Annotated in this window: 16 protein-coding genes and 1 pseudogene; 13 read left to right on the top strand and 4 right to left on the bottom strand. The window is 62.6% G+C overall.

Annotated features, from left to right (window positions below; genetic code table 11):
- Window positions 1–27: 27 nt before the first annotated feature.
- Window positions 28–1914 (bottom strand): FG-GAP-like repeat-containing protein, encoded by a 1887-nt coding sequence (locus ABQM86_RS21620; protein ID WP_369745552.1) that lies wholly within the window; start codon window positions 1912–1914, stop codon window positions 28–30.
- A 275-nt stretch (window positions 1915–2189) separates the two neighbouring features.
- Here ABQM86_RS21620 and ABQM86_RS21615 point away from each other — a divergent pair, with 275 nt between their 5' ends.
- Window positions 2190–2867, top strand: coding sequence for an alpha/beta hydrolase (locus ABQM86_RS21615; protein ID WP_280625005.1), 678 nt, complete (start codon window positions 2190–2192; stop codon window positions 2865–2867).
- Between the two features lie 45 nt (window positions 2868–2912).
- Window positions 2913–3923: a YdcF family protein gene (locus tag ABQM86_RS21610; RefSeq protein WP_089596971.1), complete on the top strand. Its 1011-nt coding sequence runs from the start codon at window positions 2913–2915 to the stop codon at window positions 3921–3923.
- A gap of 25 nt (window positions 3924–3948) precedes the next feature.
- Here ABQM86_RS21610 and ABQM86_RS21605 read toward each other — a convergent pair whose 3' ends face one another.
- Both ABQM86_RS21605 and ABQM86_RS21600 read right to left on the bottom strand, forming a co-directional pair.
- On the bottom strand, window positions 3949–5964 hold the full coding sequence (locus tag ABQM86_RS21605; RefSeq protein WP_369745551.1) for a glycoside hydrolase family 3 protein: 2016 nt from the start codon (window positions 5962–5964) through the stop codon (window positions 3949–3951).
- Between the two features lie 64 nt (window positions 5965–6028).
- Entirely contained in the window at window positions 6029–7324 is a 1296-nt protein-coding gene (locus ABQM86_RS21600; protein WP_369745550.1) for an exo-beta-N-acetylmuramidase NamZ domain-containing protein, read from the bottom strand.
- Between the two features lie 174 nt (window positions 7325–7498).
- On the opposite strand from ABQM86_RS21600, the gene ABQM86_RS21595 reads away from it, so the two are divergent.
- The 3 genes and pseudogenes from ABQM86_RS21595 to ABQM86_RS21585 all read left to right on the top strand — a co-directional run.
- Window positions 7499–8389: a MurR/RpiR family transcriptional regulator gene (locus ABQM86_RS21595; RefSeq protein ID WP_369745549.1), complete on the top strand. Its 891-nt coding sequence runs from the start codon at window positions 7499–7501 to the stop codon at window positions 8387–8389.
- A 37-nt stretch (window positions 8390–8426) separates the two neighbouring features.
- The gene (locus ABQM86_RS21590) at window positions 8427–8969 is read left to right on the top strand and encodes a GNAT family N-acetyltransferase (RefSeq protein WP_369745548.1); all 543 of its coding nucleotides are present in this window, start codon (window positions 8427–8429) and stop codon (window positions 8967–8969) included.
- A gap of 71 nt (window positions 8970–9040) precedes the next feature.
- Window positions 9041–9748: pseudogene (locus ABQM86_RS21585) on the top strand (polyphosphate kinase 2); the annotation flags it as partial.
- Between the two features lie 78 nt (window positions 9749–9826).
- On the opposite strand, the gene ABQM86_RS21580 reads toward ABQM86_RS21585, so the two are convergent.
- Window positions 9827–10918 (bottom strand): LacI family DNA-binding transcriptional regulator, encoded by a 1092-nt coding sequence (locus ABQM86_RS21580; RefSeq protein ID WP_280625000.1) that lies wholly within the window; start codon window positions 10916–10918, stop codon window positions 9827–9829.
- Between the two features lie 119 nt (window positions 10919–11037).
- Between ABQM86_RS21580 and ABQM86_RS21575 the strand changes: the two genes are divergently transcribed.
- From ABQM86_RS21575 to ABQM86_RS21540, 8 genes are all read left to right on the top strand, one after another.
- Complete coding sequence (locus ABQM86_RS21575; protein WP_280624999.1) at window positions 11038–12126, top strand: mandelate racemase/muconate lactonizing enzyme family protein; 1089 nt, start codon at window positions 11038–11040, stop codon at window positions 12124–12126.
- Complete coding sequence (locus ABQM86_RS21570) at window positions 12123–13472, top strand: MFS transporter (RefSeq protein WP_280624998.1); 1350 nt, start codon at window positions 12123–12125, stop codon at window positions 13470–13472. Before ABQM86_RS21575 ends, ABQM86_RS21570 begins: the two co-directional genes overlap by 4 nt.
- A complete protein-coding gene (locus ABQM86_RS21565) occupies window positions 13472–14461 on the top strand; it encodes a C-terminal binding protein (protein ID WP_369745547.1) in 990 nt (329 codons plus the stop codon). Before ABQM86_RS21570 ends, ABQM86_RS21565 begins: the two co-directional genes overlap by 1 nt.
- On the top strand, window positions 14458–15534 hold the full coding sequence (locus ABQM86_RS21560) for a zinc-binding dehydrogenase (RefSeq protein ID WP_280624675.1): 1077 nt from the start codon (window positions 14458–14460) through the stop codon (window positions 15532–15534). The genes ABQM86_RS21565 and ABQM86_RS21560 overlap by 4 nt, the downstream gene beginning before the upstream one ends.
- Entirely contained in the window at window positions 15531–16307 is a 777-nt protein-coding gene (locus tag ABQM86_RS21555; RefSeq protein ID WP_369745464.1) for an SDR family oxidoreductase, read from the top strand. The genes ABQM86_RS21560 and ABQM86_RS21555 overlap by 4 nt, the downstream gene beginning before the upstream one ends.
- Window positions 16304–16987 carry a bifunctional 4-hydroxy-2-oxoglutarate aldolase/2-dehydro-3-deoxy-phosphogluconate aldolase gene (locus ABQM86_RS21550; protein WP_369745546.1) on the top strand — a complete coding sequence of 228 codons (684 nt, stop codon included), beginning with the start codon at window positions 16304–16306 and terminating at the stop codon, window positions 16985–16987. The genes ABQM86_RS21555 and ABQM86_RS21550 overlap by 4 nt, the downstream gene beginning before the upstream one ends.
- Window positions 16984–17964, top strand: a complete 981-nt coding sequence (locus ABQM86_RS21545) for a sugar kinase (RefSeq protein ID WP_280624994.1) — start codon at window positions 16984–16986, stop codon at window positions 17962–17964. Before ABQM86_RS21550 ends, ABQM86_RS21545 begins: the two co-directional genes overlap by 4 nt.
- A gap of 359 nt (window positions 17965–18323) precedes the next feature.
- Entirely contained in the window at window positions 18324–19385 is a 1062-nt protein-coding gene (locus ABQM86_RS21540; protein WP_280624993.1) for an ABC transporter substrate-binding protein, read from the top strand.
- The last annotated feature ends 20 nt before the right edge of the window (window positions 19386–19405 follow it).

The following is a 19405-nucleotide window of genomic DNA, read 5'->3' as shown; positions in this document are numbered from 1 at the left end:
CCCCCTAGGGGTATAACTTGACTGTTTCTAGAGCAGGGCGGTCATGCCATTCCAGCCCTGTCCGATCCGGACGGTAGGCAGCCACGCTCCACCGCTGGCGCTCGGGTACAAGAAGAGTGAGCCGCTGCCATCGCGGGCCACAATGTCCGGCCGCCCGTCACCGTTGAAATCTCCTGGGGCGACGATGGACGTCATGCTGTTCCAACCCTCACCGACCTTTTGGCGGTCCCATGCCCAGCCTCCGGTGCCGTTCCCGTTGTAGAGCCAGAGAACACCGGATCCGTCACGGGCAAGGACATCGGGGGTGCCATCGCTGTTGAAGTCACCCGAGCCAACAATTGCCGTCAGCGCGTTCCAGCCGGTCCCTAGGTTGGTCCTGGGCAACCAATCTCCCCGACCGTCGCCGGGGTACAGCCAGAGGGTCCCGGAAGTATCGCGGGCGAGGATGTCGGCGGTGCCGTCCCCATTGAAGTCCCCTGGCGTAACGATGGCCGTGATGGCATTCCAGCCCGACCCGACGTGAACCCGCGCCAGCCAACCACCCGCCCCGTTTCCCGGGTACATCCACAGGTGGCCGGCACCATCGCGGGCAAGAACGTCCGGTTTCTTGTCGCCGTTAAAGTCGCCGGGACTGACGACGGCGGTCATGGAGTTCCACGCCGAACCCACTTGGGTGCGGGGGAGCCATCCGGCGGCCCCGTTTCCCGGGTAGAGCCACAAGACACCCGAAGCGTCGCGGGCCAACAGGTCCGTCTTTCGATCACCGCTGAAGTCGTTTTTCAGGGGTGTGGGGCTGTTCCCGTCAATGATCGTTACGGACCCTTGCCAATTGCTTGCGTAGATTTTGTTGGTGGCCTCATTGACGGCCAGGGTGCCCGTAAAGGGGTGTGACAGTGTGGAGAGAGCAAAGCTTTTACCATCGACCACCGTGGTGCCCCTGTACCCGGCCTCAAAATACACCTTGTTGGTGGTTCCGTTGACGGCAATCGCTCCTGGCGCCGCGCCGGTTCTGATATCGACGCGCCCCGGTCCGCCGTCGTCGAATATCGCCAGCAGCCCGGTCCGCGATGAAATGGTGCCATCCCCCAGCGAACTCCGGCCGAAGTAGACCCGATTGTTCTTTTCATCCACGGAAAGGGACGTGGGGCTGGCGTTGAGATCGGAGAACATCCCGCCTGCTTGGTTTGTGGCTCCATCAACAACTTCCAGCGCTGCATACTGCCGCGCCCGTACGGCGACGTATACCTTGTTGGTCACCTGATTGACGGCCAAGTAACTCGGCATTGCATTGGTGCCCAGGTCAATGCGAGTCACGGCGTTGGTTGAAGTGTCGATGACATTGAGGCCACCTCCACCCAGGGTATACAGCCGATGGGTCACCTGATTGATGGCCAGCGTACTGACCGATCCGGAGTTGATGATGGAGCTGGCGTTGGTGCTTCCGTTAATGACGGAAACGCCGTCAAGGGTGCCCGCGTAGATCTTGTTGGTCTTCTGGTCGATGACCAGCTCTCCGGGAGCGGCGCCCACCGTAACTTTGGCGACGGCATGAGTGGCACCGTTGACAATAGCCACGGATCCCGGCGCGGATGGGTCACTTTTGAGGCTGAGGTAGATCTTGTTGGTCGCAGTGTTAACCGCGACAGCCACCGGGGTTCTCCCCGTTGCTATTTTGACTGTGGCCTGTGTTTTTCCATTAATGACGGTCAGCCCATCGCGGGTAGTGACATACACAGTATTGGTGACGGGGTTGACCGCTACGTCGCTGGCTTCGGGCCCCACGTCGATGATGTCCGCGACGATGTCTGCCGCAGCAGGAGAAGTTGGGATCCCGGAAATCAACAACGACGCCACTCCGGCTGCCGCAACCAAAGTGCCCCAGCGGGACCGCCCCCGGTCAGCAAAGCGGCGCACAGGCGTTCCTGAAACACTGACAACAGTTCCCACTGCAATCCCCCCAAAGTGCCAAGACGCTTCCCCCGCGCCTGGGCCGGAGTCTACCCCGCACTTGGGCCGCGGAATAGCCCTCGACGGCGGGACGCACCAGACGCGCCTCAGGCAGCACCCAGGTGTTCTGGCCTTTGCCGGAGGACCGGCACTACGATGAATTTCTGATCAACCCACCGGCCACACGTGGCTTTGCGGACCCGTTGGTGACGGCACACGGTGAACTGGGACGGGGAGGGGAAATGGCGGTTTTCGTACTGATTCATGGCGGCGGTTCCACGGCATGGGACTGGCACTTGGTCAAGCCCTTGCTCGAATCGGCGGGCCATGAGGTCATCGCGGTCGACCTCCCTATTGAAGACGACGGCGCGATGCTTGAGGACTACACCCGCGCGGCAACCAGGGCGGCGGACGGCGCGCGGCACACCATAGTTGTGGGCCACTCGCTGGGTGGCTTTACGGCACCCTTGGTCAGCAATGAACTCACGTCCGACGGCCTGGTGTATCTCTCGGCCATGATTCCCATGCCTGGCGAGACCTTCGGCGACTGGTGGACCAATACCGGGCATAACCGCGAGACCATCCCCGAAGAGTCGTTCTTCAACCTGGTTCCTGACGATCTTGCACAGCAAGCCCGGGACAAGGAGCGCGATCAGCAAGGTGCCTGGATGTCAGGGCCTTGGCCTGGCCAGCATCCGGACGTGCCCACACTGGCCATTCTGTGCCGGGACGACCTGTTCTTTCCAGCGCCCTTCATGCGGCGCCAAGTACAGGATCGGCTGGGAATCGAACCGGTGGAAATCCCGGGCGGCCATTACGCCACGCTGAGCCACCCGGGCGCTGTGGCGGCGGTGTTGAACCAGTTCGCCCAGCAGTTGCTTAGACAAGCACAGGAGCTGGTCATCCGCGAATCGGCCTGAGCCGGGCACCGCGAGGCACCAGCCCCCAACGCATAGGCTTGGACCATGCTGAACCTGGTCCTTGGACTTCTCTTCGCGGGGCTCTTCCTTGCCTCCTACCAGTCCGATCGGCGCAGGCTCCGCAACGGGGTGCTGCTCCTGGTGGCGGTATGGCTCCTGTTGCAGGCCATACTGGACTTCCTGATCGACCTGAACCCGTGGTTCGAATGGCTGAACCTGGTGGTAGTGGTGGTTCCGGTGGTGAGCATCTTCGTGTTCGCCGGCTTCCTGATCGCCAACGGGATCACCATGGTCCGCAGGGAAGGCCCCGGCATCAGCAGCTTTCTGCCTATTGCGGTGGGGCTGGCGGTGTTCCTCGCCCCGGTGGTCGCGTTCCTCTTTGTCCTGAGCGGGCAGCCCGTCCTGGCAGGCCTCGCTGCGTTGGCCTTCTTCCTCTGCGCTTACCTGGGCTGCGCCTTTGTGGTGTTCCTCGGGTATGCCCTGGTGTATTCAAGGATGCGGTTCAGCGCGAATCCGGCGGCCGTCATTGTCCTGGGTTCCGGTTTGATCGACGGCAAAGTCCCGCCGTTGCTCGCCGCGCGCCTGAACAAGGCTTTGGAAATTTACGACGGCGGCGCACCGGTCAGGCCGGTCCTGGTGCCTTCCGGGGGTCAAGGCCCGGATGAACCCCGGCCCGAGTCCACGGCAATGAAGGAGTATCTGGTGGCAAAGGGCGCTGCCTCCGGCGACGTGCTGGAAGAAAACCAGGCCACCACCACCCGCGAGAACCTGGCCTATTCCGTAGCCCTGTTGGCTGAAAAGGGAATCCAAGGGCCCTTGCTGGTGTGCACCAACAACTACCACGTACTCCGCGCTGCCCTCCTGTCCCGACGCCAGAAGATCAACGCGGAGGTAGTGGGTGCTCCGACCGCCAGGTACTTTGTGCCCAGCGCTTTCCTTCGCGAGTTCGTGGCCGTGATGAGGGACAACCGCCTGACCAACATGGTCCTTTGCCTGCCGATGTTCGGGGTTGCCCTGCTCATCACGGTCGCACTGATGAACTCGTCGGTGGTGTGAGCCTTTTAACCATTCAACCTGGGCCTTACGGCTTGGGCAGCCCCGTGGTGAACGTGTGGCTCCATTCGGTGACGGCGCCGTCGGTAAAGACGTACCCCTTGCCGCGGACGGCAGTGACTGTCACAGTGCCCTCAGGCTTCTTGTACGTTCCGGCCGCGATTTCCTTGCCGTCAACCAGGTAGACCACGCCGTCCACCGCCGGGACCGTGTACGAGTCCTGCCCGCGGCCCGGCTTGTCCGTGAAGGTGACCGTTGCCGGCGTCGCGGTGTCGTAGTGGAGGCCGAAGCCCAAAGGCAACAGGACGCCGTCGCCGTTTGCCTCCGGTATGTTGACCGGAAGCTTGCCGCCGGGGTTCACCGCCCCTGAAATGGCACGGACGGCACCGTGGAAATTGACGTCCTTGACCCCGTAACTGTTGAGCACGGCGTCGGCGCCGGGGAAGACGCTGATGTCGTAGGGGTTGCGTGTGGCCACAACGATGACGGGGGTCCCAGTGGCTGCCAGCTCCGCCACCATCTGCTGCTGCGCAGCGTTGCCGGTTGCGTTGTACGAAGCGAAGACCACGGCATCCACGGTGCCGGCTGCGGCTACCGCACGTGCGCGGTATGCCGAGGACGGGGAAGCCCCATCCTCGTAGTCTTCAGTGACCGTAAATCCCTGCTCCTTGAGCATCGGTCCCGCGAGCTCCGGCCAGGCTGAACCGGCCCCCACCATGAGTACCGAGCTGCCGGATGCGAGAGGAAGGACCTTGTCCTCATTGCGGAGCAGGGTCACTGCCCGGTCCGAGATCAGCTTGGCCGTGGCCAGGTTCTCTGCGCTTCCAACAAGGGTGTCCACAGCGTCGGGGTCTGACATCGGTTGCTCGAAGACACCCCGCTTGACCTTCCACTCGAGGATCCGCCGGACGGACTCATCTAGGCGGCTCTCGGCGAGCTCTCCGGACTCGACGGCGGCACGGACACCTGCGAACGAGGCGTCCACATCGGGGGAGTTAAGCAGGATGTCAGAGCCGGCCTGGATGGCCTTGACGGCTATTTCTTCCTGGGGCCATTCGGCGGCCATAGCGGCCATATCCAAGGCGTCGGTGGTGACCAGGCCCTTGAAGCCCAGCTCATCCCGAAGCAATCCTGTGAGGACCTTGTGGGACAGGGTGCCGGGCATCTCTGCGTCGATGGCCTCCACAATGATGTGCGCTGTCATGACCATGTCCACGCCACCGTCAATGGCGGCTTTGAAGGGTTTCAGGTGCTGGTTCAGGGTCTCCCGGTCGTAGGTGACGGTGGGGAGCCCGTAGTGGGAATCCACCGAGGTATCGCCGTGGCCGGGGAAGTGTTTGGCTGCCGCGCCGACGTTGTGTTCCTGGATGCCGTCGATTTGCGCCACACCGAGCGCGCTGACCAACGCGGGATCTTCGCCCATGGAGCGGATGCCGATCACGGGGTTGTCCGGGTTGGAGTTGAGGTCCAGCACCGGCGCGAAGTCCACGTTGATGCCCATGGCACGCATCTCAGAGCCCAGGATTTCGCCCTGCGCCCTCGCAAGTTCCGCGTCTGCCGTAGCTCCCAACGCCATATTTCCCGGGAGGACGGTGGCCGGCGGTCCGATGCGGGCAACCAGGCCGCCTTCCTGGTCGATGGTGACCGCCAGCGGAATGCCGGTTCCGTCCTGGCCCACCGCGGCTTCCTGCAGGCCGTTGGACAGCCCGGCAACCTGCCGGGGGTTGTTGGTATTCCCGGACCACGCGAAGTAGAGGACGCCGCCAAGGTTGTACTTGGCTACGACTTCCGCCGGAGTATTCACGCCGTAACGTGCTTGGTTGCTTGCCGCCATGGACGTGTCATCGGCCGAGGATCCGTAAACGTGGGTCCAGGTCATTTGGCCGATCTTTTCGTCCAGCGACATGCCGGAGATCATTGCCTCGATGTCCGGTGAGGCGGTGACCGTCGTCGTGCGTGCCGTAGTGGGCGGGGCGGCCGCAGCGACCCCGCCAGTCACCACCCCCGCGCCCGTCATGAGCAGCGCCGTGGCGGCGGCCGTCATCAAGGTACTTCCTTTTCTGAGCATGTGAATTCCCATCCCAATCGTCACAGTATTTCCGGCTGGCCTAGCGTGGCCCGTTGTAGAGGAGGTATTGGCGGGTATCCCGGACGAACTGACCCAGTTCCGCCCGCCAGCTGTCCGTGATGGTGCGGGCGTCAGCACCGGCGTCGAGCTGTTCGGCAAAGCGGGCGGACCCGCTCAACAGCCCCATCCAGCGTCCGGCGTCGCCGCGCCACGCGAAGCCCGGGTACAACCGTTTGGCTTCCACCAGCATGTGGGTGCCGACTTCCAGGGCCTCAACGCGGGCAGGATCGGTGATGTGCACCTGGACTCCGCCGCAGATGACCCCCTGGTTCTTGGAGAGCGTGGGCTGGAAGTAGGCCTCGCGGAAGGTGACGCCGGCGAGGCCCTTGCCGTTGAGCGCCTCGGCCCAGCGGTAATCCACGTAGGGGGCGCCGATCAGTTCGAACGGCCTGGTGGTTCCGCGGCCTTCGGACATATTGGTGGCCTCGAAAAGTGCCGTGCCCGGGTACAAAAGGGCGGTCTCCGGGGTGGGCATATTGGGGCTCGGCAGGATCCACGTTGCCCGGTTATCCGGGCCGGTCATCTCGCGGCGCCACCCCTGTACTTCCACCACGTGGAGGTCTTTAAGGGGAGCGAGGCCCACGGCCGGCAAATGCACCGCGTTGAAGTACTTGGCGAGCTCACCCACGGTCATGCCGTGCTGGAGTGCGATGCCCAGTTTTCCCACCCCGGACTCGAATCCGCGCTGCAGGACCGGCCCCCTTGCCTGTCCGCCGATCGGGTTGGGACGGTCCAGTACGACAAACCTGGCGCCCGTCCGGGAGGCGGCCTGCATGGCACCCCACATGGTCCAGATGTAGGTGTAGAACCGCGCCCCCACGTCTTGGATGTCGAAGCAGATGGTGTCGACGCCGGACTTTTCGTAAAAGCCCACGTAGTGGTCCACATCGGCGCCGTAGGAGTCGTAGACCGTGATGCCGGTGCGGGGATCCACGGAGGTCCCTTCACTGGCGCCGTCTTGGGCCGTGCCCCGGAAGCCGTGTTCGGGACCGAAGACTGCCCTCACGTCGACGCCCTTTTCCGCCATGTCGTCAACGATCGAGTGGAAGTTCGCCAGGACTCCGGTGGGGTTGGTGATGACTCCCACCCGGCGGTCGGCGAAAATGCCCCAGTTGTCGGCGGCGGCAACGTCGGCGCCGGTGGTAACTGTTCCAGGCTTTCCGGGGCGGGTGGCCAGACCGGTGGCTGCACTGGCGCTCGGGGCAAATGGCGACACGACGGCGGCCGCTGCCGCCAGTCCCGACGCGTGGATGAGTTTTCGGCGGTTGAGTGTCATGGGGAGCCTTTCCGGATGAGCAGGGCATGACAACTTTTGTGATGTCGCTTACATCGACCGTATTCGCTGGGATGATCTGCGTCAATCGTTTACCTCCGATGCTGTCCATGGGTAAATTATTTACATGGGCCTGCCGCTACCGTGGATTGGCCGGGTCGGCTGGAAGGAAACACCATGGAAGAGGCACTGAGCGGGCAGTTGTCACGGACCGTCTTAGTGCGGATACGTTCGGCACTGCCGACGTTGCGCCCCTCAGAGCGCGCCATTGCCGAGCTCGTCCTGGCGGATCCTTCCCGCGCGGCCATGATGTCCATCGGGGATCTTGCCGAGCAGGGCGGGACATCCACCACGTCGGTAGTCCGTTTCTACAAGAAGGTGGGCTACACCGGGTACTCGGATCTGCGTCTGGACCTGGCCCGGGAGACCGCGCGCGAGAGCCTTGCCAACAATGTGCCGGCGGGAGTCTATGAGGACATCAACACGTCCGATTCGCTGCGCGACATCGTTTCCAAAATTGCCTTCAACGAGACCAGGTCCATAGCGGACACGGCCCAAGTGCTCGACGTCGACAAACTCGCCCAGGCGGTGGAGGTCATCTCCACCTCGCGGAAGACCGATATCTTCGGCGTTGGGGCGGGTGGCTTGGTGGGCGAGGACCTGCAGCAGAAGCTGCACAGGATTGGCCTGACGTCCTTCAGCTGGGCGGACCCCCATGCGGCGCTGGCATCTGCGGCCCTTCTGGACGGCGACGGCGTTGCTGTCGCCGTCTCCCACTCGGGCACCACCGTGGATACGGTCGACTTCCTGTTGGCGGCGAAGGCGGCAGGAGCAACCACCATCGCGGTCACCAACCATGCCGATTCGGCGCTGGGGCGGACCGCCGACATTGTGCTGAATACCGCCGCGCGGGAGACGCCCTTCAGGTCCGGGGCCATGGGTAGCCGCATCGCCCAGATGATGGTGGTTGACTGTCTCTTTGTTGGAGTGGCCCAGCATTCCTACGATGCGTCCGTCTCAGCGCTGAAGAAGACGCACGCAGCGGTCCAGGGCCGTAAATTGGCTTGACAAGAAGTTCGGATCAGCGGGGCCTAGAGTCGTCACCATGTTTACTCTTACCGCTCCTGACGTGTCCCTCTACGAGTCATTCATCGAGTCGCACCGCGAATGGGACGGCGCCCACCAGGACGGCGCCGGGCTGTTCGCCGGCGATGACGTCAGCACAGCCGAAGGCTTTGCCGCGTGGGTCCGAAAGTTGGCGGACGCTGAGCATGCCCAGGAAGTGAACGGCATCGTCCCCTGCACCTTTCGCTGGATAACAGAGGATTCGCGATACGTGGGCTCGATTGCCTTCCGCCACTACCTCACACCTTCCCTCCTGAACTCCGGCGGCCATATTGGATACGGCGTCCGCCCTTCGGATCGCGGCCGTGGTGTGGCAACCTGGGCCCTGCGGGAGATGTGCTCCAGCCTGGCTGCAGGGGGAGGGCCTGAACGGGTACTACTGACCTGTGATGACAACAATGCGGCTTCTGCGAGGACCATTGAGCGAAGCGGCGGCGTGCTGGAAGATGTGCGCCTGGACGGCGAGGGCAAGGCCTTCCGCCGCTACTGGATCGACCTCACGGGCCTTGAATTAAGCTCATGACAATCGTTCATGTTCCCGTCACCAACGGTTGTTAGGCTGCCGGGCACTACGTGGCTGACCAGGAGGACCGCATGACGGAGGCAAACTCGCTGGCAACATCACTGGACAATTGGTGGGTCAGGCACAACCTGCGCGAGACCAACGATCACCTGGTGGAGTTGGGCTACACCATCAGCGGCGGGCAAGGGGAGGATCCGGACCTGATCGATCCCGGTGGATCCGCCGTTGAAACGTGGAACGAGGACTATCCGTACCTGCAGCGCATGACCCGCGACGAGTACGAGATCGAGAAGTACCGCCTGCAGATCGAACTGCTGAGTTCCAGTACTGGGGCCAGCACCGCGGGCTTAAGCACGTTATCGTCTTCGATGGCAGGGATGCTGCCGACAAGGGCGGCACCATAAAGCGCTTAACAGAGCGTCTGATCCAAGGTCCGCCAGGACGGTTGCGCTGTCCAAACCCTCAGACCGGGAACAGGCCAGTGGTCTTTCCAGCGCTACATCCAGCACCTTCCCACCGCCGGCGAGATCGTCATGTTCGACCGCTCTTGGTACAACCGCGCCAACGTGGGACGCGTCATGGGCTTCTGCACGGACGACGAATACGACACCTTCGTGGGTCAGGCGCCGGTCTTCGAAAAGATGCTGGAGGATGCAGGAATCCATGTGACCAAGTTCTGGTTTTCCCTCACCCGGCAGGAGCAGCGAACCCGCTTCGCGATCCGCCAGATTGATCCGGTCCGTAGGTGGAAACTCTCGCCCATGGACCTGGCATCCTTAGGCCAACTACTTACAGCGCAGGCCGGTCACGCTGCCATAATGGCCGGTCAAGTACAACAAGACCGGCCAGGTAGCTTTTTAGGGATGGGAGGGCAGGGGAGGGGCTGTTGACCTCCGGGAAACCACTTGAGGGTCAGAAGGGATGGTTAGGTCGGTCGGGGTGTCACCATTGAGGACGTTACACAGAACATCGACGGCCGTTCTTCCTAGTTCCACTAGAGGCATTGCAATGGTCGTCAGCGGTGGCTGGAGATAGTCGGCCAACGGAAGGTCGTCATAGGAGATCACGGAGATCTGTTCCGGCACAGAGATGCCTGATTCGTGTAGGGCATGCAAGGCACCTATGGCTTGATTGAGGGTGCTCGTGTAGACAGCAGTGACTCGTGGATGATTGCGGATCAGGCGCAGTGTGGCGTCATAGCCACCTTTTTCACTAAATTCACCTGGCTCGACCTGCGGTTCCGGCAGTCCTGCTTCCCGGGCCGCTCGCAAGAGCCCGATCCGGCGTCCCTGACCTGGGCTAAGGGCCTCCGGTCCGGACACATGGCCGATGTGTCGGTGGCCCAGCTCTTGAAGGTGTGCCACCGCGCAGGTGCTGGCAGCTTCGAGGTTCATAGTGATATTCCGTCCCGAGTCGGCCACGGAGCGGTTGACGAAAAGGTATGGGATGTCTGTTTGCGGCAGCAGGTTCAGCAAGGGGTGGCTCGGTCGCGCCGAGGCGATTAGGAGCCCGTCGACGCGTCCTGAGGCGACGAGGTCCGCAAACTGTTCGTCAACACCCTCTTCCGCCGTATCCTCTGCCAGAAGTAATGCGTAACCGCGGTTTCTGGCCTGGGAATATGCCCCGCGAGTGATCCTTGAATAGACGGGGTTTGTCAGGTCCGGAATCAGCAGCGCAAGGGCCCTGGTCCTTGAGCCGGCCAGGGCTCGAGCCCCGACATGCGGCTGGTACCCAAGCTTTTTGGCCGATTCCAAGACCCGCAGCCGTGTTTCCTCGCGGACGGATAGTGTCGCATCATCGTTCAGCACCCTAGAGGCGACAGATTTAGTTACCCCTGACATTTGGGCAACGTCGATCAGGCGTGATCTTCCGTTGGTCGGCAGTTCCGTGTTCCGGTTTTGCACCCCGCTCCCTTCAACATGTTGAACCACTCTTGTGACGTCGCTCATGCGCACCCTTGACACTTCAGTTTCCCTCATACTAGCTTGTATCCATCAAGAAAACCGGTTTTCTAAGGCCTGTTGGCGTCCCGGTTTGTAAGAATCGTCTCCGAGTTCAAGGAAGAGCCATGGCAAAAATCGAAAAGATACAAACCGATCTATTTAGAATCCCTTTGGCGCACGCGCTGACCGACAGTACCCACGGAGTGATGCTGGACTTTGAGCTGATCACTGTCCGTGTCACAGACAGTGACGGGGCTGTGGGACTCGGCTACACCTACACGGTCAACGATGGTGGCGCGGCGGTGGCCGTCATGGTGGAGCGCTACCTAACGCCTAAACTGCTCGGCCAGGACGCCGACCATACAGAGAAGATCTGGCAGGATCTGTGGTGGACACTGCATTATGCAGGACGGGGCGGTCACGCCACCTCGGCTATCTCGGCGATCGACATCGCCCTATGGGACCTAAAGGGGCGGCGCCTGGGTCAACCTCTGTGGCGGATCTTTGGTGGATACGACCCGAAGGTTCCAGTTTATGCCGGAGGGATCGATCTGGAGCTCGATCTCGGCGATCTTCTCCGGCAGGCCGATCGTTTCCAATCCGAGGGTTTCCGGGCGATCAAAATGAAAGTCGGCCGGGCCAACCTGAGCGAGGATCTGGAGCGAGTCGCCGCTATGCGTTCCCATCTTGGGGAAAACTTCCCGCTCATGGTGGATGCGAACATGAAGTGGAGCGCCGATCAGGCAATCCGAGCCGCACACGCCATGACCGAGTTCAACTTGGTCTGGATCGAAGAGCCCACCATCCCGGACGACGTGGCAGGAAACGCAAGAATTCTGCGCGAAGGCGGCCAGCCCATTGCTGGCGGCGAGAACCTTCACACCCTCTACGAATTCCAGCAGCACATCACTGCAGGCGCACTATCCTTCCCTGAACCGGACGTGAGTAACTGCGGTGGATATACGACCTTCCGGAAAATAGCTTCGCTCGCGGAGGCTCACAACCTGCCTGTCACTTCCCATGGAGTGCACGATCTGACGGTTCAGGCTCTAGCAGCGGCACCTAACCGCAGCTACATGGAAGCTCACGGTTTTGGTTTGGACGCCTACTTGGCCAACCCCATGCGCATTGAGGATGGATTCGCAGTCGCCCCCGAACGCCCTGGTCACGGCGTGGACTTGGACTTCGCAGCACTGGAAGCGGTTCGGGCGTGAGCGAGGCAATCCAAGGCAGCCGGTCTGACCCCAAACCACTGCGCGGAATTCGGTGGCGGGTCCTCGGCGCTAATGCCGGGGTCCTGATGCTGAACTATGGAGATCGCGCAGCATTGGGCGTTGCAGCGCCTCTGATCATCAATGAGTTTGGCCTCAGTACCGGTGCCATGGGCATTATCCTTGGCGCGTTTGCTTTTACCTATGCTCCTGCCTGCTTCGCCGGCGGTGCTTTGGCTGATAAGTACGGTCCACGCAAAACCATGGCGGTAGCTGCGGCATGGTGGTCCCTCTGCACCGCCCTCACTGCGCTGTGCTTCAACTTCACTACATTCTTTATCCAACGACTGCTGTTTGGTGCCGGCGAAGGCCCACAAGGTGCCGTGACGGCACGAACTATGGCCAACTGGTTCCCCAAGCGCGAATATGCGACAGCGATGGGTCTCACTTTTGCCGCAAATCCGCTCGGGGCGGCACTGGGTATACCTGTTGTTACGGGCCTGCTGGTGCTCTCGAACAACAACTGGCGCGTCCCCTTCATCGTGCTGGGCGCCATCGGTCTGGTCATCGCGGCCTGGTGGTACTGGGTGATCCGCGACAAGCCTGCGCAACACCCTCGAATCACGGACGAGGAACTGGCGCTGATCACCGCCGTAGACGCCGAAACGAAGGAACTGACCACCGAGAACGTTCCCCCGCTGCGCTTCTACCTGCGCCAGCCCGCAGTCATCGCCAACGCCATCGCCTTCTTCGGCTTCAGCTGGCTGCTGTTCATGTTCTTATCCTGGTATCCACTGTTCCTGGTCCAGACCCAGAACATCAGCCTCTCCAGCCTGGCCTGGGCGGGCGCGCTGCCCTGGGTGGCGGGCTCCATAGGGACCGCCCTTGGCGGCATCCTCTCGGATCGTCTCGCTCGTCGATCGAACGCGCCGTTCCGGGTTCGGAAGTGGATGACCGGCTTCTTCCTGGCTCTCAGCGGGGCGCTCTGTATTCCTTTGGCAGCTGTGAACTCCCTTGGACTCGCCGTCGGACTATTCTCCCTGGTGCTCCTGCTGCTCTATTTGGCCAACGTGCAGTTCTTCGCGATCGTCCGCGACTTCGTTCACCCCGCGCGGTTGGGCGGTGTCACCGGATTTGTTCACTTCTGCGCCAACCTCGCCGGAATTATCGCCCCAATCGTCACCGGCTTCCTCATCCAGGATCTGGGCTCGTGGACTGCAGCATTCGCACTGGCCGCTGGCTTGGCCATCGCTGGAGCCATCGCCCTGATCCTGGTCAAGCCCCCCGTGGCCGGCGCAAAAGACGAAGCCACAACCCAAACTGACGCTTTCGAATACGAGGTCCAATAATGCAAGCCCCAGTCAAGATAGTCATCACGGACTGCGATCACGATTCCATCGACATCGAGCGGGCGGTCGCCCGGGACGCCGGCGTCGAGCTGGTGTTGGCTCAGTGCCGCACTGAAGACGAGGTCATTGCTGCAGCGGCCGGGGCGGACGCGATCGTTGTCCAGTACGCGCCCATCACCGCCAAGGTTTTGGATGCTTTGCCGGGGTTGAAAGCGATTGGCCGTTACGGCGTCGGGGTTGACACGCTCGACGTCGAAGCCGCCACTGCGCGCGGCGTCGCCATCTGCAACGTCCCCGACTATGGCACCGAGGACGTCAGCGACCACGCGATTGCCTTGGCCGTCAGCCTGGCCCGCGGGATCACGCAGCTGGACCGCGGCGTGCGACGCGGTGATTATTCGCTGGGGCCGGTGCAACCCTTGCACCGGATCAGCGGGCGGGTGTTCGGGGTGGTGGGCCTGGGCTTGATTGGTGCGGCCACGGGCCGGAAAGCGAAAGGTCTGGGCTACGAGGTCATCGGTTCGGATCCGCTGCTGACCGCCGGGACTGTCACCGCGGACGGGATCACCGTGGTCGGCTTCGAGGAGCTTGTTGCCAGCGCTGACGTCATTTCCCTGCATGTCCCCCTCAACCAGTACACGCATCACCTGATCAACAGTGACGTCCTGGACAAGGTGAAGCCCGGCGCCGTGCTGGTCAATACCTGCCGCGGAGGCGTGGTGGACACGGATGCTGTGGCGGCGGCCCTGAAGGACGGGCGCCTTCACGCTGCGGGTTTGGATGTTTTTGAGGTGGAGCCCTTGCCCAGGACCAGCCCGCTGCTGGGAGTGGAGAACGCGGTCCTGACCCCGCACGCGGCCTGGTATTCCGAGGAGTCGTACGCGGAGCTCAAGCGGCGCACGGTGGAGAACGTGGTGGAGGTGTGTGCCGGCCGCGCGCCGCGCAACATCCTCAACAGTGAAGTGCTGAACGGGAGCGTGCCGGCATGAGCGTCGAAACAGCAGCTGAATCCACGTCGCTGACGATGCGCGCCGCGGTCTGGACGGGTCCGGACACCATTGAGTACCGGACCGTGCCGCTTCCCGAGGTACCGGAGGGCTGGGCCTTGGTCCGGTCTGAGCTCACCGGGATTTGCGGCACGGACTTCTCCATCCTGCACGGAAGCCACCCCCGGGCTGAAGCGCCCGTGGTGATGGGCCATGAAATCACCGGCATCGTGGAAATCGCTGCCGCTGGAGGCCCTGCGGCGGGCACCCGCGTGACGGTGGAGCCCTTGATTCATTGCGGGAAGTGCCATCCCTGCCGGGAGGGGGACACTCATGTTTGTCGCAGCCTGAAGCTGTACGGGATCGACGTCGCCGGGTCCTTGGCCGAGTACGTGGCTTTGCCGGCGGAGACCCTCATTCCCGTCAGCTCGGCTGTTCCGCTGCATGAAGCCGCGCTGGCCGAGCCGCTGGCCGTGGCAGTACATGCCGTCTCCCGTTCCGGCCTCAAGGGCGGAGAGCGGGTGGTGGTGTTCGGCGCGGGTCCCATAGGCATCCTCACGGCCCTTGTTGCCCGGGCTGAAGGGGCCGGTAGCGTGCTGATTTCGGAGCCTTCCGAAGAGCGCCGTTTGGTGGCTGAGGAGCTTGGCTTCGACACTGTTGCTTCGGGTGCCGACCCGGTACACACGATCCTGGGGGCAACGGGCGGGGACGGCGCGGACATCGTGTTCGATTCGGCCGCCCACCCCTCCGTGGCGGCACTGCTGCCGAAGGCAGTTCGCGTCCTGGGCACCATCGTGCTGGTGGGTGTCTACAAGAAGCCCGTCGAGGTTGATTTGCAGGCCCTGACTTTTGCGGAAAACACGGTGGTGGGCGTCCGCGTCTACACGCGGGCCGACGTCGAACGGGCAGTCAAGCTCATCGAGGGCGGCGAGCTTGGGCTGGGACGGATCCCTGTGGAGGTCTTCCCACTCGAAGAAACCCGGGCCGCATTCACCAAGGCCATGACCGCTGGAGCGGTCCTCAAAGTATTCGTTGGGCCGGCTACGGCAGCCGTCCCCGGCAAGGGAGAAGCATGACAGACACAGCAGCGGCGCCGCGCGCGCCTTTTGACCTGACAGGGTCGACGGCGGCCATCACCGGAGCTTCCCGCGGCATCGGCCTGGGGATCGCCCTGGGCCTGATCCGGGCGGGCGCGAACCTTGTTGCGCTGCAACGTGGTCCACTCGCTCCGGAACTGGCCCTGGCCGCGGCGGAGGCAGGCGTTACTGCCGAAGCAACGGCCATCGACCTCTCCAGCCAGGACTCGGTGGCGCACGCGATCGAAACGACGCTGGCGAAGCACCGGATCGACATCCTGGTCAACAACGCCGGCACGCAGATCCGCCATGACTCCGTGGAGTTCCCGTTGGAGGACTTCGATGCGGTCATGAACATCAACACCCGGGCAGTGTTCCAGCTCTGCCAGGGCTTCGGTAAGGCCATGGTGGAGCGCGGAAACGGCAAAATCATCAATTTGGCATCCCTGCTGACGTTCCAGGGCGGATTGCGGGTTCCGGCCTACGCGGCGTCCAAGGGTGCAGTGGCCCAGCTGACCAAGGCGCTGTGCAATGAGTGGGCCCCACGAGGCGTCAACGTCAACGCCGTGGCCCCGGGGTACATAGCCACGGACATGAACCAGGCCTTGCTCGCCGACTCCGTCCGGCATGAGCAGATCTCCAGCCGGATCCCGGCCGCCCGATGGGGATCAGGCAACGACCTCGCCGGCGCGGTGGTGTTCCTGGCTTCCCCGGCCGCAGATTACGTGCACGGCGTTGTTCTTCCGGTCGACGGCGGGTGGCTGGCCCGATGAGCACCATCCAACCAGCGGGCAACCCGCAACGGCCGGCTCCTTCCGCGCTCCTGACAGCCAATCCCGTGGTGGCCGTCATGCGGGCACACCACGCCCGCGAGTACGCCCCCGTGATCGAAGCCCTGGTGCGCGGAGGCGTCCGTTCCATCGAGTTGACCCTCAGCACCCAAGGAGTCTTCGAGGAACTGCCCCGGCTCAAGGAACGCTTCGGCCCGGACGCCGAGATCGGCGTCGGAACCATCACCACCGTGGACCAAGCCATGCAGGCCCTCGACGGCGGAGCGGACTACCTTGTTACCCCGGCGATGGTTACCGCAGTGGTGAGTGCCGCCGTCGAGCGTGACATCCCGGTGTTTCCGGGCGGGCTGACGCCTACCGAACTGCTGGCCGGCTGGAACGCGGGAGCCACTGCGGTGAAGCTCTTCCCCGCCTCGGCCGTGGGCATTGGGTACGTCGGCCAACTCCGCGGGCCGTTTCCGGAGATGCGGATTGTGCCCTCCGGAGGCATCGGGATCGACGACGCACCGGCGTGGATTGCGGCCGGCGCCCTGGCCGTCAGCCTCGGCGGGCCTCTGCTGCGCGATGCCTTCTCAGGCGGAAACCTGACCGAACTGACCGCAAGAGCAGAAAAACTCAGCCGGCTCATCAGCGACGCCGCGGAAACGAAAGCAAGCAAATGACCCACACCGACCTGCCCTGCAACGACCTGCCCTTCAGCGATGTCGTCTCGATGGGCGAAACCATGGCCTTGATGAAAGCCGCGACGCCCGGCCCCCTGGCCCACGCAGGCTCCTTGGAATTGGGCATGGGCGGGGCCGAAACCAACGTCGCCATCGCCCTGAAGCGCCTGGGCACCAGCGTGACCTGGCTTGGGAGGGTCGGGCAGGACAGCCTCGGCGACCTCGTACTACGCGAGGTCGCCGCTGAGGGCATCACCACCCTGGGCATCCGCGACGCCGGCGCACCCACCGGGCTGATGATCAAGGAACGCCGCACCCCGGAACACCTTAAAGTCTGGTACTACCGCTCAGCCAGCGCCGGTTCACGCCTGGCTCCCGAAGACGTACCGGTCGATGCCATCCGGAACGCGAAACTGCTGCACCTGACCGGCATCACCCCCGCACTCTCCGAAACAGCGCGTGAAGCCGCGTTGTATGCAGTGTCCGTGGCACGCGAAGCCGGAGTGAGCGTCTCGTTCGACCTGAACTACCGCGCAGCCCTCTGGACAGAAGAGGAAGCCGGGCCGGTCTTCCGCAAATTCATCGAACTGGCCGACATCGTTTTCGCCGGCGACGACGAAGCCGTAATCGCAGTGGGCCGCGGCGTGGATTCCCTCGAACTCGCGCACAGGATCGCTGCCCTGGGCCCGGGGCAAGTCATCATCAAGAACGGCCCCCAGGGTTGCGCAGCTGTCATCGACGGCACCGAGTACCACCAAGAAGCAATACGAATCAACGCCGTGGACACCGTCGGGGCAGGAGACGCGTTCGTGGCCGGCTACATCTCCGACCTCCTCGCCGGAGCCTCTATAAAGGACCGGTTAGTCACCGCCGTCCGAACAGGTGCCTTCGCCTGCCTTGTCCCCGGCGACTGGGAAGGCATGCCACGACGCAACGAACTGGAACTGCTCGACGCCTCGGACCCCGTCGCACGATAGCAAGCCTCCAGGCACCATACATCAGCGCGGCACCACGGCAGCACTGTCGCGACCGCACGCTGCTCAGGATTGCGTTCATGCTGCTGGGATCCGCTCAGGCCGTCAGCAACACGACATCTATCGATCTTCTTGGGCTTAGCTCTTGACAACAGACCCGGCACTTGCGAATGTAGTCTCTACCACATAAGAAAACCGGTTTTCTTCCCAACGATCCGGCGCCACTTGTTCACACATCGCAAGTTGCCCAACCACTTCTAAAGTAGGCGCCGGTCACGACAATCAATGACCGAAGGTGCGAAGAGATTGTTTGCGTTGTTACAACCGGTAGCACATCAAAACGCCATGTAAGGATTCTCCGAATGAAATCACGTATATTCCTGCCCGCAGCTATCGCGATCGGGTCTGTTGCACTTCTGGGTGTCACCAGCTGCGCGGCTCCACTCACTGCGGGTTCCTCAAGTTCTTCGGGCGAAGGCGCTTCGCAGGTCGTTGAGCGTGAGTCCGCCGAGAAGTGCACCAACGCTTCACCTTCAAAGAAGGCGGCTAAGGACATGACGATCGGCTTTGCGCAGTCCGAGAACGAACAGAACCCGTTCCGCGCTGTGGAAACGGCATCCGTAAAAGCTGCAGTTGAGAAGAGCGGAGCCAAGTACGTTTACACCAATGCAGGTGGCGATCAGGCTAAGCAGCTCACTGATGTGCAGTCCATGATCAATCAGGGCGTCGACGCACTGATCGTGGCTCCCATCGGTGCTACCGGGCTGCAGGGTGCGTTTGCGGATGCCCGGGCAAAAGGAATTCCCGTTGTGACCATCGACCGCAAGACGTCAGGAACGCCGTGCACCGACTACTTGTCTTTCATGGGTTCTGATTTCTACGAGCAAGGCGTTCGGGCAGCGAAGGCTGTCGTGGAGGGCTTGGGTGGGTCGGGGTCCATAGCGGAAGTGCAGGGCGCCCCGGGCAGCGACGTTGCTGCCATGCGGACCAAGGGATTCCAGGATGAGATTGCAAAAAACCCGGGACTGAAAATCGTCGCTCAACAAACTGGTAACTGGGAAACCAGCAAGGCTCAGGAAGTTGTTGGTCAAATGATTTCTGCCAATCCTGATGTCAAGGCCATCTACACCCACGCAGATGTCATGGCCGAAGGTGCGATCACCGCGCTACGAAACTTCGGGAAAATTCCCGGCCAGGACGTCAAGATTGTCTCCATCGATGGGCTGAAGTCAGTTGTCGGGGGCGTCGCCACCGGCGAGGTACACGCAGTCGTAGAGACCAACCCCCGGTTCGGTCCCGCCGCGGTTAAAGCGATTCTCGACTGGACCGCGGGAACGGACGTGTCCCAGGAAGTCATCATGAAGGACGCGCTCTATACCAAAGACAATGCCCAAGCAGCAGTCGATTCCGGTGCCGCGTACTAGCGCACACAACCCCTCACCCA

The sequence above is a fragment of the Paenarthrobacter sp. AMU7 genome (assembly GCF_041200195.1).
GTDB lineage: Bacteria > Actinomycetota > Actinomycetes > Actinomycetales > Micrococcaceae > Arthrobacter.
This window is presented reverse-complemented; position numbering and strand designations above follow the sequence as displayed.